This is a genomic window from Winogradskyella maritima (genome assembly GCF_042650215.1).
Taxonomy (GTDB): Bacteria; Bacteroidota; Bacteroidia; order Flavobacteriales; family Flavobacteriaceae; genus Winogradskyella; species Winogradskyella maritima.
In genome coordinates, this window is record NZ_JBHSAT010000001.1 from 1 (window position 1) to 18,429 (window position 18,429).

12 protein-coding genes are annotated in these 18,429 nt (G+C 39.2%); 7 read left to right on the forward strand and 5 right to left on the reverse strand.

The annotated features are described in order from the left end of the window. The 4 genes from ACFOSX_RS00005 to ACFOSX_RS00020 form a co-directional block, all read right to left on the reverse strand. On the reverse strand, nt 1-1,840 hold a 1,840-nt coding region (locus ACFOSX_RS00005; protein ID WP_386095707.1), incomplete at its 3' end, for a hypothetical protein. A gap of 396 nt (nt 1,841-2,236) precedes the next feature. Continuing rightward, on the reverse strand, nt 2,237-3,895 hold the full coding sequence (locus ACFOSX_RS00010; RefSeq protein WP_386095710.1) for a T9SS type A sorting domain-containing protein: 1,659 nt from the start codon (nt 3,893-3,895) through the stop codon (nt 2,237-2,239). Between the two features lie 241 nt (nt 3,896-4,136). After that, complete coding sequence (gene hutH, locus ACFOSX_RS00015; RefSeq protein WP_386095713.1) at nt 4,137-5,642, reverse strand: histidine ammonia-lyase; 1,506 nt, start codon at nt 5,640-5,642, stop codon at nt 4,137-4,139. Between the two features lie 76 nt (nt 5,643-5,718). Continuing rightward, nucleotides 5,719-7,308 carry an NAD(P)H-hydrate dehydratase gene (locus tag ACFOSX_RS00020; protein WP_386095716.1) on the reverse strand — a complete coding sequence of 530 codons (1,590 nt, stop codon included), beginning with the start codon at nt 7,306-7,308 and terminating at the stop codon, nt 5,719-5,721. Nucleotides 7,309-7,586: 278 nt separating this feature from the next. Between ACFOSX_RS00020 and thrA the strand changes: the two genes are divergently transcribed. The 3 genes from thrA to thrC are packed head-to-tail and all read left to right on the forward strand — an operon-like array spanning nt 7,587 to nt 12,262. Next, entirely contained in the window at nt 7,587-10,037 is a 2,451-nt protein-coding gene (thrA, locus tag ACFOSX_RS00025) for a bifunctional aspartate kinase/homoserine dehydrogenase I (protein ID WP_386095718.1), read from the forward strand. 3 nt (nt 10,038-10,040) lie between these two features. Continuing rightward, nucleotides 10,041-10,964, forward strand: a complete 924-nt coding sequence (locus ACFOSX_RS00030) for a homoserine kinase (protein WP_386095721.1) — start codon at nt 10,041-10,043, stop codon at nt 10,962-10,964. A gap of 2 nt (nt 10,965-10,966) precedes the next feature. Next, nucleotides 10,967-12,262, forward strand: a complete 1,296-nt coding sequence (gene thrC / locus ACFOSX_RS00035; protein ID WP_386095724.1) for a threonine synthase — start codon at nt 10,967-10,969, stop codon at nt 12,260-12,262. Between the two features lie 28 nt (nt 12,263-12,290). Here thrC and ACFOSX_RS00040 read toward each other — a convergent pair whose 3' ends face one another. Then, the gene (locus tag ACFOSX_RS00040) at nt 12,291-13,448 is read right to left on the reverse strand and encodes a THUMP domain-containing class I SAM-dependent RNA methyltransferase (RefSeq protein WP_386095727.1); all 1,158 of its coding nucleotides are present in this window, start codon (nt 13,446-13,448) and stop codon (nt 12,291-12,293) included. Between the two features lie 125 nt (nt 13,449-13,573). Here ACFOSX_RS00040 and ACFOSX_RS00045 point away from each other — a divergent pair, with 125 nt between their 5' ends. From ACFOSX_RS00045 to ACFOSX_RS00060, 4 genes are all read left to right on the forward strand, one after another. Continuing rightward, a complete protein-coding gene (locus ACFOSX_RS00045) occupies nt 13,574-14,302 on the forward strand; it encodes an SAM-dependent methyltransferase (RefSeq protein WP_386095730.1) in 729 nt (242 codons plus the stop codon). Between the two features lie 9 nt (nt 14,303-14,311). After that, nucleotides 14,312-14,986, forward strand: coding sequence for a ZIP family metal transporter (locus ACFOSX_RS00050; RefSeq protein ID WP_386095733.1), 675 nt, complete (start codon nt 14,312-14,314; stop codon nt 14,984-14,986). Continuing rightward, the gene (locus tag ACFOSX_RS00055; protein WP_386095736.1) at nt 14,987-15,415 is read left to right on the forward strand and encodes a DUF4268 domain-containing protein; all 429 of its coding nucleotides are present in this window, start codon (nt 14,987-14,989) and stop codon (nt 15,413-15,415) included. Between the two features lie 106 nt (nt 15,416-15,521). Further along, nucleotides 15,522-18,428 carry a PEP/pyruvate-binding domain-containing protein gene (locus ACFOSX_RS00060; protein ID WP_386095739.1) on the forward strand — a complete coding sequence of 969 codons (2,907 nt, stop codon included), beginning with the start codon at nt 15,522-15,524 and terminating at the stop codon, nt 18,426-18,428. Nucleotide 18,429: the final 1 nt, after the last annotated feature.

The window sequence follows — 18,429 nt, forward strand, 5'->3', positions numbered from 1 at the left end:
TTACAACCGGAAGGGCATTGACCGTCACAGTAGCTTCCGCACTGTTGGTACATCCATTGTCATCAGTATATTCATAGGTCACCGTATAGTCGCCCGATCCCAAGCCTGTCGAGTCGAAAGTGCTCCCAGAAACACCCGTTCCGGAGAACGTGCCGCCTAATGGGCTTCCAACCAAGTCAACACTGTCGCCTGCACAAACAGAGGCGTTGTCAGCCGTTACAACCGGAAGGGCATTGACCGTCACAGTAGCTTCCGCACTGTTGGTACATCCATTGTCATCAGTATATTCATAGGTCACCGTATAGTCGCCCGATGCCAAGCCTGCCGAGTCGAAAGTGCTCCCAGAGACTCCCGTTCCGGAGAACGTGCCGCCTAATGGGCTTCCAACCAAGCCAACACTGTCGCCTGCACAAACAGAGGCGTTGTCAGCTGTTACATCAGGAAGGGCATTGACCGTTACAGTAGCTTCCGCACTGTTGGTACATCCATTGTCATCAGTATATTCATAGGTCACCGTATAGTCGCCCGATCCCAAACCTGTCGAGTCGAAAGTGCTCCCAGAGACTCCCGTTCCGGAGAACGTGCCGCCTAATGGGCTTCCAACTAAGTCAATACTGTCACCTGCACAAACAGAGGCATTGTCAGCCGATACAACCGGAAGGGCATTCACCGTCACAGTAGCTTCCGCACTGTTGGTACATCCATTGTCATCAGTATATTCATAGGTAAACGTATAGTCGCCCGATCCCAAGCCTGCCGAGTCGAAAGTGCTCCCGGAGACTCCCGTTCCGGAGAACGTGCCACCTAATGGGCTTCCAACCAAGTCAACACTGTCGCCTGCACAAACAGAGGCGTTGTCAGCACTAACCGAAATCACTGAATCTGTAATCGTCAATGTTTGGTTACAAGTTGCTACTACTGATCCATTTACAATAGCTTGATACGTTCTTGTTATTGTTCGGGTTGGGTTATTTGGGTCTGAATTATCAATTGTTACATCCTCGTCATTATTTATAAAATTTAATGATACAGTTTTTCCACAGTCATCATTAACGGTAAACACACTACCAACCGTTGTTTCTGGTGCTGGAAAATCATCTTCGCATATCTCATCATAATTAGGTAAATTACAAACTACATCTGGAGCGCAACCCTCAACACATTCTTTAACTTTAAAGTTTAAAGAACCATTAGTTGGTCGATCATAGAAAATGGCCATATAATAAACGTTATATATACCCTCACCTATAACTGCATCTTCATTATTCCATTCTACATATTGATTTCTATCACTACATTCTATTAAATCGTCGCTGTCAAAACTTGCACAACGTGCAGGGTCTGATAGCGCATCATATACACTAGTAAAAATGTTATTAGCAGGATCTGGATTATCGGCATCGGTCCTAAAACTTCCTGCATGGAAAAGAGTCCATGAATCGGAAGCGCCAACTGCCTGGATTTTTGTTCCTTTGATACCCGGAGGAGTAGCAAAAACTATCCACTGTAAATAATCTTTAGCTGGGCATTGCATTGCATCGAAAAGGGCCATTGTTGAAGCACTGGAATCTTCAAATCGTGAAACAAGAGATACTGGTTGAGTAGCATCAATACCGCAACCGTCTGTATCGGCAGCTGTGGTACAGTTTATAAGTCCAGATTCTACTGCTCCACTATTGGAACAATATACTTTTGCCATACATGGATTAGGCCCATTACCGTTAACCATATCGGCCATACATTCAGGTGGCGAGCTATCACATTGAGCTTCTACAACATTAGAAAACATAAAAAAAAGTGCAAAAACCGCAAAGGTTAAAACACTTTTAGAAGTTCTCATGCTGGTACGCGTGACATTACAACTAGTTGTTGTAAATAACGTCTCTTTTTTTGAGAATCGAATAAAATTGTACATAAAGTGTGTATTTGTTTAAATAATATAAACACAACACAGTATGCTAAAATCAACAATAGATTGTGGGCCAATCTCCCAATATTTTTGGGTTGCCACACATTAGTAATATGTAAAATTAAAGTAGAGAGGGATCAATTTGCTATTAATCAATACCCGCAATGAAGTTAGGTTAAAAACTTATTTGCATTATAAATGTAATCATTCTTTATGTTGAAAGAACTCATAAATTTTAGTTTTTAGACAAAATACAATTAAACTAGATTAAATGACAGTCAAAAAAATGAATTTAATCAAATGGGTTAACTTGATAAATCATCAAGACTAATTCACAAAAACCTTCTTGGTTACAGTCCCTTCTGTGGTTTCAATTTGTAAAAAATATAATCCCGAAGACACCTTTCTAAAATTTAGGGTATTACGATTATTTAATGTATACTGTCCTTGATTCAGCCTCTGACCATTAACATTATATAAGGTTATATCCTCAATTTGAAAATTGGTCTTTATTATAACATGGTCCGTGGCAGGATTCGGATAAATTGCAATTGCATCCTCTAGAACATAATCATCATTGTTTAAAGACGGTTGAGCAAAGCAAGACGATTCAGTCATAACACTTTGGCTACAAATCGGTTCTGTGGCACTCCTGCCCATAACATCAAGAGCACCATCAATATCATCCTGACTCAATTGTCTACGACTAATGCCTCCAGACAGTGCATAATGCATAATTTGATCACTATTAATAACGTGCCCCATTTGATGCCCGTGCCCAAGCTCATGTACGGCAACACTTTCAAAATCATATTGTGAGGATAGCGGGGCAGAGTCGGTATAATTCCAATTGATATTAGAATTGAACACGATATCTAATTCTTCTACATACCATTTAATTTCTCCACCTACAAAACAACCACCGTATCTAGAAATACATTGACCCAATATACCTGCTGGTAGGCTATTAAAGGTTACAATATTTACATCATCATTAGCTACTGTACTGCTAGCCGTTGTGGTTGATGATACTTGCCAATTCACACCCGTATTACATGACCATGCTTCTAATGCCTTTTCAAAGGGTATTTTAGCATCTGAATTATAAAAGGAGGTATTCATTTGCCAAGTGTTTCCACCATCAGAATTACTGTCGATATATTGCGTAGGGAAATCTTTTTCTCCATCACCGAGATCATAAGGCATATTTATTTGAGCAAAATCTATATTCACACTATTCGTTGATGTATCGGTTAAATTGTCAAATGTTCTAACCCTTATACGTCCGGTACCAGCGTAATCTGGAATTTCAACTTGAATCTGAGTATCTGACCAATTAATGACCTGACTGTCTAAAGCATACGTATACAATAAGCCACCCAAATCAGCATCGCTAAAGCCAACTTCTCCCTTAGTTGCTCCAAAGTTAGATCCATTGATAGTTAAAATACTCTTAGTGCCTGCAGAACTGTCACTTGCAGAAAATGATTGAATTGAAGGATTCATTCTATTGGTAGTTTCTCTAGATTCCGATGACCCGATGGAATTGATTTCAAATTTTTTGAAATCGACCATTGGAATTTGAGTCTCATCACTAATTTTCTGATAGAGTCTTGATCTAATGCCACTGACTGCATGTAAAGGAGAAGATGCAATATCATCCAGCATGCTGTATTTGTAAAAATATTGCGCATCTAAAACTGGTCTATAAAGCATAGCATCACTTCTAGTGACATTTAAAGATTGAAGATTGTCACTTAGTAAAAACACACCAACATCGTTAGTCTTGGGATAAATACTGTGTGAAACAATTTCTGCTTGAAGACCAACTACTCCCCCTTGAATAACAATGGTTACCTCGTTGGTTATGTTACCTTTAAACACCTTGTTTACATCGATAGTATAGGCCGTGTAGATATTAGATGCGCTATCATCCCAAAACGACTGACTTGACACAATTTTGCCTTCAACAATTTGCGAAGACATATTAATCTGTTGTTCAAGTGAAATAGGTTGGACTAAATGTTGCGCATTTAGTAAATGAGAATTGAAATAAAAGCAAGCTAAAAAGCCAAAACAAATAGAATGTATTAGTTTCATCATAATAATAAGTAGGTTACTCGCACAACATATCAAATAAATATGTATTTCAACTAATAAAAGGGCATTTTATCGATGAAATAAATTAATTTGTAATATAATATTTACAAAATTAACAAGTTGTGTATCAAAGTATTCTAAAATCCAATTGTAAATTCTTTAGAAAAAGAACCGATTTTTCTAAATCGTTGTGGTAGATACGATCCTCTGGAGCAAATTGGATGTCATCCCTATAAATATTTATTAACTGTTCAATAAATTGGGATGATTTAAGTGGGCGTCTGAACTCTAACGCCTGGGTAGCATTGAAAATTTCTATGCCTAAAATACTATAACAATTTTCTATAATCTGATACGCTTGCACAGCGGCGTTAGCACCCATACTCACGTGGTCTTCTTGACCATTGCTAGATACAATACTATCTACACTCGCAGGAGTTGCTAACTGTTTATTTGCACTAACAATACTAGCTGCAGTGTATTGAGGAATCATTAGTCCTGAATTTAGCCCAGGATTATTGACCAAAAACGCTGGTAATCCTCTTAATCCTGAAACTAATTGATAGGTACGACGTTCTGAAATATTACCAATTTCGGACATGGCAATTTTTAGGAAATCCAATGCTAATGCTAAGGGTTGTCCATGAAAATTTCCACCAGAGATAATGATATCTGAGCCTTCAAATATATTTGGATTGTCTGTGACTGAATTTATTTCAGTTTCAAACACCGACATCACATAATTAATACTGTCTTTTGAGGCTCCATGAACCTGTGGCATACAGCGGAATGAATATGGGTCCTGTACATGTATTTTCTCTTGCTGAATCAATTCACTGCCTTCCAAAAATTCGCGAATTCGCTTGGCTGTAGACAATTGTCCATTATGCGGACGCACCAGATGTACCAATTCATTAAATGGTTCTATTCTGCCATCAAACGCATCCAAAGATACCGCGCCGATAAGGTCTGCGAAGTATAGAAGTTTTTGGGATTCCAAAATCAGATGAACCCCATAAGCACTCATAAATTGGGTGCCGTTCAATAAGGCTAACCCTTCTTTAGACTGTAGTTTTATGGATTCTAAATTGAATTGTTTTAAAACATCTTCGGCATCCACAACATTGCCTTTAAAATGTACTTTTCCCTTTCCTATTAATGGCAAAGCCAAATGTGCCAATGGTGCTAAATCGCCCGATGCGCCTAATGAACCCTGTGTATATACTACTGGAAGGATGTCTTTGTTGTAAAACTCAATGAGCAATTCAACCGTTGCCAATTGTACGCCAGAATGCCCATAACACAAAGACTGAATCTTCAAGAAAAGCATCAATTTGACAATATGCTCTGGCACCAAATCTCCCATACCACAGGCATGACTCATTACTAAGTTTTCTTGTAGCTTCGATAAGTTTTCCGATGAAATTTCAACATTACACAACGAGCCAAACCCAGTGTTTATTCCATAAATAGGGTCTTTTGAGTCGCTCATCTTTTTATCGAGATAAGCCCTACACTTGAGAACCCTACTTCTAGCATCATCAGACAAGGCCAAAGTTTTTCCATCAGAAATTAATTCCGAAATAGCCTGAAAGGACAAATGTTCAGATGAAATGTAATGTATTGTTGCCATGGAACAAATTTCTTCAAAAGTCTAAATTCCGAAATTGCTATGCAACTAATGTTAATAATTATAGAATTTAAGACCTTTATCTTCTTGCCCGTTTTGCTTTACGTCGTTGCTGGGCCTCCTTTTCTGGTTCTGGTTCTTGCTGTTGCTCCTGCTCCGGTTGCTTAAATAAATCAATAAAGGCCTCGCCTAGTCCATCCGCAATATGACTCGCCAAAAGACTCTGATAGCCATAATCCTCTAGCGCTAAATCCGCTGAACGTCCATGTAGATAAACACCAAAAAGCGTCGCTTCAATTGGAGGATAGCCTTGGCAAATCAATCCTGTAATTACGCCCGTTAGAACATCGCCTGCTCCTCCGGTTGCCATTCCTGGGTTACCACTTGTGTTTACATATTTTTTGTTGCCATGAACCGTAATAGTATTCGCACCTTTGATAACTACGGAGACTTTATGTTTTGAAGAGAATTCAGACGTCTTGTCTAATTTTTCAAAATCATTGTCCCATTGTCCGATTAAGCGTTCTAGTTCTTTAGGATGTGGCGTAAGAATAGAACCTTCAGGAAGTAACTTCAATAATTTTTTACTTAAGGATAATATATTCAACGCATCCGCATCAATCACCAAAGGCGCCTTGTTCAGTTTTAAAAAGTGTTCAAAAGCTGTTATCGTTTTAGGGTCTGTACCCAATCCCACACCGATTCCTATGGCCGTTGGTTCAAATTCAAATTCTAAGTCTTCAATATAATCATCACCATCATCCGTTAGAGCCATAGCTTCTGGTACCGCAGTCTGTAAAACCGTATAACCACATTCTGGAATGTAAGCCGTGGCCAATCCTGCACCAGCGCTCAACATGCCTTTTGTTGCCAAAACAACGGCGCCCATTTTACCTTTGCTTCCACCGATAATAAGACCATGACCGAAGTCGCCTTTATGCGAAAACTTATCCCGACGTTTATAAAATGGTAAGACTTCGTGTTTAGAAATCAATTCCACTTCAGTCTCCGTACTCATAAGATAGTCTCGGTCAATGCCAATATCCAGCACTTCCCACTGTGTGGAATGCTCGGCGGTTTCAGGCAAAAAGAAAATCAATTTTGGAGCTTGAAAACTCAAGGTGTAATTCGCCATAACGGCAGAACTTTCAGGTTCAATAGGTTTATCCGTATATAATCCCGATGGAATATCAATAGATAATGTAAACGCTCCCGTGGATTTAAAATGGACAAACAGCTCCTGAATCCAAGGGTCAACGGCTCTGTTTAAACCAATACCGAAAACCGCATCTACAATAATATCATCGACATGGATTTCAGGAAAATCCTCTTTACAAGTCAGTAACTTTGGCCAATCTTTAGTGACGTTTTTAATTCGGTCGTAGTTTACCAAAAAGTCTTTAGAGCGACCATTACCACAGTTCACGATATACGTTATCACATTATAACCATGTGTGATGAGATGACGCGCCAACACCAAACCATCACCACCGTTGTTACCAATACCACAGAACACATGAATCGGGACTTGGGCACCCTGCATCCGCATATGCATCCAATTAAAAATTGCTGTCCCAGCACGCTCCATTAAATCCGTTGAGGAGACATTTTGGCGTTCAGCGGTCAGTCTATCTCCTTCATAAATCTGTTCTTTGGATAGTATTTTCATAAAATAAGGTCTTCATTTTTGAATTATTCACAGAAATACGAGAATAAGCATCAAAATGGCGGGTTAATATTTTTTTATCAGGCTAAAAATAATACTTTTAAAAAGTAATGATGCGAAATTTCTACATATCAACCTTGCAAAATGATTGTTCTTGGGACTTAAATGGAACAACTATTCTTGCTACAATTACTACAACCATTACCCTTGGGGTTGTACTTTAATATTTACCTCGTCCCCCATTTCTTATTCCTGTATTATATATTTAAAAATTATTGAAAATGAAAGTTCTCAAATTTGGAGGCACCTCGGTCGGGTCTTCAGAAAACATACATAAAGTTGTTGATATTGTCGCAAAACGGTCAAAAGACAGTCGGATTTTGGTTGTCATTTCTGCGGTTGGTGGCGTCACGGACAGCCTCCTAATTATGGCCAATGAAGCCGTCAGTAAAAACGAATCTTACAAAACAACATTTCATACCCTTAAAGCAAAGCATCTTCACATAGCGGAAGAGGTATTAAATTCAGCATATCTTGAAGCTGTTATCGATACCTTGACTCATGAATTAGACCAACTTAAAAGTTTATTGGATGGTCTGTTTCTCATCAACGAGCTGTCACCCAAAACGCAGGATAAATTACTGAGTTTTGGAGAACGTTTATCTACGACTATAGTCATTGCCTGTTTAGAGCAACACGGTCTCAAGGTGCAACTGAAAAATTCGCAGGAACTTATTGTTACTGATAATAACTTCACCAATGCACGTGTAAATTTAGATAACACATATAAAAACATTAAGGATTTCATAGCCTCTGACCATCATGATGTGATTTTATTTCCTGGCTTCATTTCGAAATCTGAAACAGGTGAAATTACAACGCTTGGCCGAGGTGGGTCGGATTATACAGCGTCCTTGATTGCGTCTGCCATTGATGCGGAAGACTTAGAAATATGGACGGACGTCAGTGGTATGTTTACTACTAATCCCAAGTTGGTAAAACAAGCCATCCCGATTGAAAAACTATCCTATCAAGAAGCTATTGAGCTTTCGCATTTCGGCGCCAAAGTGCTGTATCCGCCTACTGTGATGCCAGTTCTGCTGAAGGACATTCCGATTTGGATAAAAAACACCAACCAACCCGAAGAACAGGGTACGCTCATTACCAACATCAATCAATTGCAAGTGGCAAAACCTGTTAAAGGCATTAGCAATATTGATAATATAGCCTTGATGACCTTGCAAGGAAGCGGTATGGTTGGCATTCCCGGATTTAGCAAGCGTTTGTTTGAAACCTTGGCAAATGAAAAAATCAATATCATTCTGATTACCCAATCTTCATCAGAACATTCTATTTGCTTTGCTATTGATGAAAGTGATGCGCAAAAAGCGAAGACGAGCGTCGACCAAACCTTTCAAAATGAAATTTCTCTAAAACAATTGGAACCACTCATAGTTGAAACAGAACTTTCCGTGATAGCCGTTGTTGGTGATAATATGAAAAACCACCAAGGCATAAGTGGTAAAATGTTTAGCACATTGGGAAAAAACAATGTAAATATTAGGGCGATTGCACAAGGGGCTTCGGAACGAAATATCTCAGCCGTCATCAGCAAAAAGGATGTCAAAAAAGCCCTAAATAGTTTACACGAACGCTTTTTTGAAGACAACACTAAACAAGTCAACCTCTTTATCACTGGTGTTGGTAATGTCGGGCAACGCTTATTGGAGCAAATAAAGCAACAGAAAAAATATGTAAAAGCGCATCATAAAGTGAATCTTAGGGTTGTTGGAATTTCTAATTCCAGAACCATGGTTCTAGACGCTGACGGTATTTCACTAAAGGATTGGAAATCCCAACTGGATTCTGGAGAAAATGCCAGTTTAAATGGATTTTTAGAACATGCCAAGTCCATGAATCTCCGGAATTCCGTTTTTGTGGATATAACAGCGAATTCTGATGTGGCCAATAGCTATGACCAATATTTAAAAGAAAGTATTTCAGTCGTGGCCTGTAATAAAATTGCCTGTTCTTCAAACTATGATGATTACCAAAACCTGAAAGCACTATCTTTAAAATACAGTGCGCCTTTTTTGTTTGAAACCAATGTTGGCGCAGGCTTACCCGTTATTGACACCTTGAATCATTTGATGACCAGTGGAGACAAGGTCAATAAAATCCAAGCTGTGTTATCCGGAAGTTTAAATTTTGTGTTTAATAATTTTAATAGAGAATCGACTTTTCATGATGTGGTAAAACAAGCCCAAGATGAAGGTTATACCGAACCAGACCCGCGTATTGATTTAAGCGGTGTGGATGTAGCCCGAAAAATCTTAATACTCGCTAGGGAAAGCGGTTTATCTTTGGAATTAACAGATATCAGCATGGAAAATTTCTTAACAGAATCGGCCATGAACGCTAATTCTGTCGACGATTTTTATGAAACTTTAAAATCGGATGAAGAACACTATAAGAACCTCTATCTTTCTGCAGAGAAAAATAACTGTCAATTAAAGTTTGTTGCGGAACTGGATGGCGATAAAGCTAAAGTGGGATTACAAGAAATCCCTGAAGGTCATCCTTTTTATAATCTGGAAGGCAAGGATAATATCGTTATGTTTTTTACAGAGCGCTATCCAGAACAGCCACTCATAATCAAGGGTGCCGGTGCAGGAGCCGACGTTACGGCATCAGGACTTTTCGCCGACATCATGAGACTCGCAAACAATTAAAACATGACGAACGAGATAAAACTATTTACACCAGCTACTGTGGCCAATGTCGCCTGTGGATTTGATGTTTTGGGTTTTTGTTTGGATACCATTGGCGATGAAATGACCGTCCGTAAGGTCGATAAGAAAGGTATTTTCATTACTAAATCTGAAGGTTTTAATCTTCCGACAGAAACTGAAAAAAATGTCGCAGGGGTTTCAGCTCTAGCCATGTACGAGGCGCTTCAACCCGATTGCGGTTTCGAAATTGAGATAAAGAAAAACATAAAACCTGGAAGTGGTATCGGCAGTAGTTCCGCGAGTGCCGTTGGAAGTATTTTCGGGATGAATCAACTTTTAGGTCAACCATTGAATTGCGAAGAACTCATAGCTTATGCATTAAAAGGCGAAGCCTTGGCGAGCGGTGCTGAGCATGCAGATAATTTGGCGCCTGTATTATACGGTGGATTTACATTGGTAAAAAGTTGTAATCCTGTTAAAATATTAGAATTACCAACACCTGAAGACCTATTCGCCGTCATTATTCATCCCCAAATTGAAGTAAAAACTTCAGAAGCGAGAAACATTCTTCCTGATAAAGTTCCTTTAAAAGATGCCATAACACAATGGTGCAATATCGGCAGTTTGGTACATGCTTTGCATACCGCTGACTACGACTTGCTCAGCAACTCTTTGACTGATGTCATTGTTGAACCGCATCGCAAAGCCTTAATTCCATATTTTGATGATTTAAAAGCAAATGCGCTACAGAACGGCGCACTCGGTTGTGGTATTTCGGGCTCAGGGCCTTCCGTTTTTGCATTGACCAAAGGAAAAGCTACTGCAAAGAAGGTCTCAGAAGCCTTTGATAAGGTTTATTCAGACTCAGGAATAAATTATCACATCTATGTGTCTCCCATCAATACCCAAGGTATTAAAATACTATAAGCATGAATTACTACTCACTCAATAGAATTTCGGAGGACGCTACTTTTAAGGAAGCTGTAATTAGAGGATTGGCGCCCGACAAAGGGCTATATTTCCCTGAAAATATTACGCCTCTCCCCGCTTCGTTTTTTGAAGGTATTCATGATAAATCACGTGTGGACATTGCTTTTGAAGCGATATCACAATTTATCGGTTCTGAAATTCCTGAAGCTGAATTAAAACGAATTATTGAAGAAACACTAAGCTTCGATTTCCCCATCGTAAAATTGAATGATTCGCTTTCTTTTTTAGAACTCTTCCACGGTCCTACTATGGCCTTTAAGGATGTTGGCGCACGATTTATGGCGCGATGTTTAGGCTATTTCAATAAGAATGCGTCGGAAGATGTTACGGTTTTAGTGGCAACATCTGGTGATACTGGAGGAGCTGTTGCCAATGGTTTCTTGGGTGTTAAAGGTGTTAATGTGGTTATTCTCTACCCTAGTGGAAAAGTGAGCGATATACAAGAAAAACAATTAACCACACTCGGGCAGAACATCACCGCTTTAGAAGTTGATGGCGTTTTTGACGATTGCCAAGACATGGTGAAACAGGCTTTTGTGGATTCCGAATTAACCTCGCAGATGCAATTGACCTCTGCAAATTCCATAAATGTGGCACGTTGGTTGCCTCAATTGTTTTATTTCTTATTTGCTTATAAAGAACTAAGGAAAACACATCAAGACATAGTCTTTTCTATCCCAAGCGGAAACTTTGGGAATATCTGCGCAGGTATGGTTGCTCAAAAATTGGGTATGCCTGTGCATCATTTTATTGCTTCAAACAATTTGAACAATACCGTAACAGAATACCTTAAAACCAAAACTTACAAGGCAAAATCATCCGTGCCAACAATAAGCAACGCAATGGACGTCGGCAATCCAAGTAATTTTATCCGCATCCAAGAACTCTACAAGAATGATTTTGAAACCTTGAGCAAAAATCTCTCTTCTTACAGTTTTACAGATGAGGAAACCAAATCCGCATTGTTAGAATTATACAACGACAACAATTATATCGCTGACCCACATGGTGCTGTTGGTTATTTAGGCGCTAAAGCCTATTTAAAGAAACATTCTGATGCTCATGTTTGTGTTTTGGAAACGGCCCATCCAACGAAGTTTTTGGATGTTGTTGAAGATGTTACCCAAACTAAGGTGGAATTACCAGAACAGATAAAAGCTGTGATGGATAAGGAAAAAGTGTCGATTAAAATTTCAACCTATAACGACCTTAAAAAATTCTTACTAAGAAATTAAATACTGCGACTGCGACTGAAGACTGAAACTACTGCTTCTTCGCCTTCTTACTTCCCTCGTACATCTCGTATTTCACCAATCGGGCTTCGAGCTTAGCATTGAAGAGTTTTATTTTTCGGGATGGACGTAAGCCAACATATTTTAAGGCTTCCAAATTAGAGGTAATTAACCAGGCGTCTGTTCCAGGATAGCCGTGTTTTAATGTCGTACCAATATCGCCGTAGAATTCTTCCACATTGAGATTCTCTAAACGTTCGCCATACGGCGGGTTAAAGACCATGTGGAGTTTTTCGTTTCCTGCTTTTTGGGTTTTGAAGAAATCTTCGTGTTTTATAGTGATGAATTCGTCCAAATGCGCATTCTTCATATTGTCGATAGCCTTTCGTACTGCTGAAGGACTTTTATCATAACCCAGAATTCTATGGTGGAAATCACGCGTCTTTTTCAAAAGGGATTCTTCAATAGTTTCAAACAAATCTACATCCCAATCTTGCCAGCGTTCAAAAGCAAATTCTTTTCGCATTAAATTCGGTGGAATATTACACGCAATCATCGCCGCTTCCGCTAAAACCGTTCCACTACCACACATGGGGTCCATAAAATCCGTTTGGCCGTCCCAACCGCTTAGTATAATCATACCGGCCGCTAGAACTTCATTTATCGGAGCAATATTTGTGGCCGTTTTATAGCCTCGACGGTGCAAGGATTCGCCACTAGTATCTAAAGAAATTGTACAGCGTTGACGGTCAATATGGACATTTACTTTTAAATCCGGAAACCGCAAATCCACATTTGGGCGCTCGCCAGATTGCTCCCTAAATCGGTCTACAATCGCATCCTTGGTTTTTAAAGCCGTGTATTGGGAATGTGTAAATATTTTGGAATGCACGGTAGCGTCAACCGCCAAAGAACCTGATGGTTTCAAATATTCCTCCCACTTAATTCGCTTTACGTTTTCGTACAAATCACGCTCAGATACCACACGAAACGTCGTTAAAGGTTTCAAGATTTTAATCGCCGTACGTATGCCCAAATTCGCCTTATACATAAAGCCCTTGTCGCCGACAAAAGAAACGTTCCGCACGCCTTTTTCTACCTGCATTGCACCGAGCTGGGTCAGTTCTTTTGCTAAAATCTCCTCAAAACCAAATAAGGTTTTGGCCACCATTTTGAAATTATTGTCCATTCGCTTCGTCTAATCAGCGACAAAAATACAGTATTTTTGTGCTCTGTTTGCTCAAAAGCCAGAATTGCTTATCTGAGTGGAGTTATATTAACCTTAATGAGATTCCCGCTTTCGCGGGAAATGTTATGACGAAAACAAAACAATGGTATGCCTCGTGGTTTGACACCCCGTTTTACCATATACTTTATAAGGATAGAGATTATGCCGAAGCCCAGCTTTTTATGGATAATCTTACCAACTACCTCAATCTGCCTGATAACGGTACCATTTTAGACTTGGCTTGTGGCAAAGGACGACACTCCATCTACCTTAACGAAATTGGCTATAATGTCACTGGTGTCGACCTTTCTGAACAGAGCATTGCATACGCTAAACAGTTTGAAACCAATGGCCTGACCTTCGATGTGCACGATATGAGCAAGCCATATCCCAAAACTTTTGACGCCGTTTTTAATCTATTTACCAGTTTCGGTTATTTTGAAAGCGAAGACTGCAACCTAAAAACCATTAAAAGCATTAAATCTGAATTGAACGAAACAGGATTTGGCGTTATCGATTTTATGAATGTGGACTATGTCATTGATAATCTCGTCGCTGAAGACACCAAAACCGTCAATGGTATTGAATTTCTTCAAACTAGAAGCGTACAAGACGGCTATATTTTGAAGGACATATCCTTTGAATTTGAGGGCGAATCCTATAAATTTCAAGAACGTGTCAAAGCCTTTACCTTATCTGATTTTAATGATCTATTTGAAAAGGCAGGTGTACATCTTCTCGATATTTTTGGCGATTATAAATTGCGAAAGTTTGATGCTAAAACATCGAAACGCTTGATTATGATTTTTAAGTAAATTGCAGGCATGAATAAGTACCTGTTTCCCATACTTGCTATTCTCATTGGTGTTGGTTATGCACTTTTTACCAAAAATAAAAAGTCTCTAGGCACCAAATTATTACTTTCCTTTAGTGGCGCATTTCTATTGGCTTCAACGCTTTTTGATTTATTACCCGAAGTCTATGAACACCTAAATGCAAAGCAGCCCGGACTCTTTATTATGTGTGGGATTCTGCTTCAGATTATTTTGGAGTTTTTCTCAAAAGGTGCCGAGCATGGCCATGTACACATTCACGCGGAAGATTCCAAATTTCCTTGGCTCCTCTTCCTAAGTTTATGTATTCACAGCTTTTTGGAAGGTTTCCCGATTCATGAGCATAACGATATGGTGTATGGCGTTTTGATTCATAAAATCCCGATTGCCATTCTCATTACTACATTTTTACAACACTCTAAGTATACCAAATTACAAGTTATAGCCTTTTTAACCGTCTTCGCGATTATGACGCCTTTTGGTACATTTATTTCGAATAATACGATTATTTCTGAAAGCGTCATTACTAGTATTAACGCCGTGGTCATCGGTATTTTTCTTCATATTTCTACGACAATTTTGTTTGAATCTAGCGAAGGGCATAAATTCAATTTATCGAAGTTAGTAGCGATTTGTTTGGGGATTTTGATTGCTTATTTTATCTAAATGTTCAGCAAAGAAGAAAGCAGAAAATTACGCGAGGATTTCTGGATTAGCTTCGGAAAATCGTTCCCGAGGAAGTGGATTCTGTACAATACCAAAATTAAAGGATTGGCTTTTAAATTTCATTTCGATACTAAAAAAGCATTGGTTACGCTCGATTTGGAAGATGATTTAGACAACCGAATTCACTGCTGGGAAAAGTTGGAAGCCCTTAAATCTATCCTTCATTCTGAATATCTGCCTGACGCCATTTACGAAGAAGAGTTTTACTTAGATAATGGAAAAGAAATCTCCAGGATTTATGTGCCTCTACAACAGAAAGTCTCCATTCATGATAAAAATACTTGGCAGACTGTGATGCTCTTCTTTTATGAAACTATGAGCGCTTTTGAAGAATTCTTTTTGGAGTACAGAGATATTATAGAGCCATAATAGTTTACCCCATTCCCAATTAAGATTAGCCATAAAAGCCAAACAAGGTTTTTGGTATACGATTAATTGCTATAATTGATGAAAATTTGCAACAATCCCAACTAACATGAAATACTTGGTTCTTTCTTTGGCGCTTCTCTTCTGTATGCCGGAGACAACTGCTCAAAATAAACTATCCAACACGCAGATAAAAGCGCTTGTTGACACCTATAAATCGGATATTCGTGGGCCATACTACCGCATCAAATGGTTCTGCGAAGATGGTACAATACGCGACCCAAAAGACCCATGCCCAGATGCTATTGGCGGTGGGATTCAACATGCGAGTTTTAAGCAATCAGCATTAGATTTACGCAAGAGCAACCATTTGTTTTTTGGTGAGATTTTAGCATCGAACGAAGAGCGTGCCTTTTTGGATGCCGAGAACAATTATGACCGCCTAAAACAATACCAACTCAATAAATATCTTGCTAGTGTAGATGACGGTTGGGTGTTGCAAAAAGGCCAATATTACCGAGGTGCCCTTCAATCTGAAGATGAAGAAGCTTGGGGGAAAGACTTTTTCCTGTGGCTTTTGAAAGATGATACTTTCATTGAAAACAACTTCTATTTATTACGTCAAGCATTGAAAGATATTCCGCATAATGGCGATTCTAATATTGCACAGCTCATGCGTTCGCAATCCAAATCCTTGTCTGAAGATTACGAACCGTTTATGGATTTGCGTATTAAAATTCACGGTCAGCCCGAAGAAGCTGATTTACCCGCCGTTAAAGAATTTTATAAGAAGAATGCATCTAAGTTGTCTAAAGCGCAAAAGGAGGATTTTGAAGCGTTGATAGAAACCATGGAAACCAATTATGCGCCTATTGATTTCAATGACCTTCAAAATCAGGTGAATAGCTTACGCGCCAAGAATGAAACGACCAAGCAGATTGGGCAATTCATTAAAGATTATCAATCGACAGAAAACATGAGCCAAATGGCATCACATGTTGGCGATATTTTAAGTGCAATAAGAGATGGCGTTACAAGTTACCCAAGTTCTCGCGACAGACTGCTATTGTTAGATATGTCTAACCAATTAGAGCATTACCTGTTGACCAAAATGCAGGAATGGAAACCAGAAACCCTTCAAAATCTATTGACCAAAATTGGAACATTAGCCTGCGTGTCTAAAGGCACAGGACTAATAGAAACTTGGGAATACGATGCTATTGAAGCACAATTGAATAAGGTTTCTGACGACAAAGATATTACCGTTGAAGACCTCAATACCGTTTTAAACACGGCAAGAAGCATCGTGGAATGGAGCACCGGAATGGTTAAAGCTAATTACCAAGAGGTGGTTGACCATTACTCAGAATTTGAACCCATGGCTTATGGTTATATCGATGACAGAGTCCGAAGTAGTATTGCCCTAAATTTTGGGGAAACCGTCAGTCAACTGGGCGCTTATGTGGCCAAAGCTACAAACTTGAATAATGCGGTTATGGATATTGAAGGACAAGGCGCAATACGTGGTCTCAATCCTGGTTACGCTAAAGGTGAATTGGTGGTTGTCGACGGCAACCCAGATAATATTGAAGTCAGCACCAACAAGATTTATATTTTTCAAAGACCACCGCACGACTTGAAACCTGTTGCTGGCATCATGACGGTATCTGAAGGTAACTTAGTGTCGCACGTTCAGTTATTGGCGAGAAACCTTGGTATTCCCAACGCCGCTTTGTCCTATGAAAATTTGAAAGACTTAAAAAAACAAGATGGTAAAACTGTGTTTTATGCTGTATCCAATAAGGGAAATGTTATCCTAAAAACAGAGGATGACATGACCAAGACTGAAAACAAACTTTTTGAAAAACAAGAAAAGAGCAAAGCGATAATTGAAGTCCCTGTAGACCAAATTAGATTGGACCAAACCTCCGTAATGAATATGCGAGATGTCGATGCGTCCGACTCTGGAAAATTATGCGGGCCAAAGGCCGCTAATCTTGGGGAATTAAAGAAGCTTTTCCCTGAGCAGGTTGTGGAAGGTTTGATTATTCCATTCGGGATATTTAGAGCGCATATGGACCAACAAATGCCCGGCGAAGGTAAAAGCTATTGGGCGTATCTCAACGAAACCTTTAAAACGGCGGATGCCATGAAAAAGCAAGGTAGTTCTGAAGCTAGCGTAGAAGCCTATCAACTTAAGAATTTGGATAAACTTCATAAGGCGATTGTAAATATGGACTTAAAACCTGAATTTTTAAGCGACATTAAATCAAGCTTCAGAAGTATCTTTGGAAAATCCATGGGTAATATTCCGGTCTTTTTACGTAGCGACACCAATATGGAAGACCTTAAGGAGTTTACGGGAGCAGGTCTAAATTTAACCTTATTCAATATATTGGATGAAAATGAAATCCTTAATGGCGTTAAACGTGTTTGGGCTTCGGCTTACACGGAACGTAGCTTTAAATGGCGTCAAAAGTATCTTTCAAATCCTGAGAACGTCTTCCCTTCTATTTTAATTATTCCTAGTGTAGATGTGGATTATTCGGGTGTGATGATAACAAAAGGCATCAATTCAGGTAACGACCAAGACTTAACGGTAGCCTTTAGCCGTGGTGCCGGTGGTGCTGTTGATGGACAGTCTGCGGAAACACGATTGATTACTTCAAAAGACGATATGTTGTTAGCACCAGCCAGACAAGTAGATTATATTAGGCTTCCTGCTTCTGGAGGTACTAAAAGGTATGTCACTACCTTTAATTCACCGATTTTGAACGACGATAACATCAAAGAAATTCGAAAAATTGCAAAGAAAGTTCGGTCAACAATGGCTGACAAATCAGATGATTCTGGGCAGGCTTACGATGTGGAGTTCGGGTTTAAAGATGATAAACTATGGTTATTTCAGATTAGACCGTTTGTTGAAAACAAGCAGGCAAAAAGTTCAGAATATCTCAATTCCATTGCTCCAAAAATAGATTCAAACAAAAACATTAAGCTAACATCAGCACTATAAA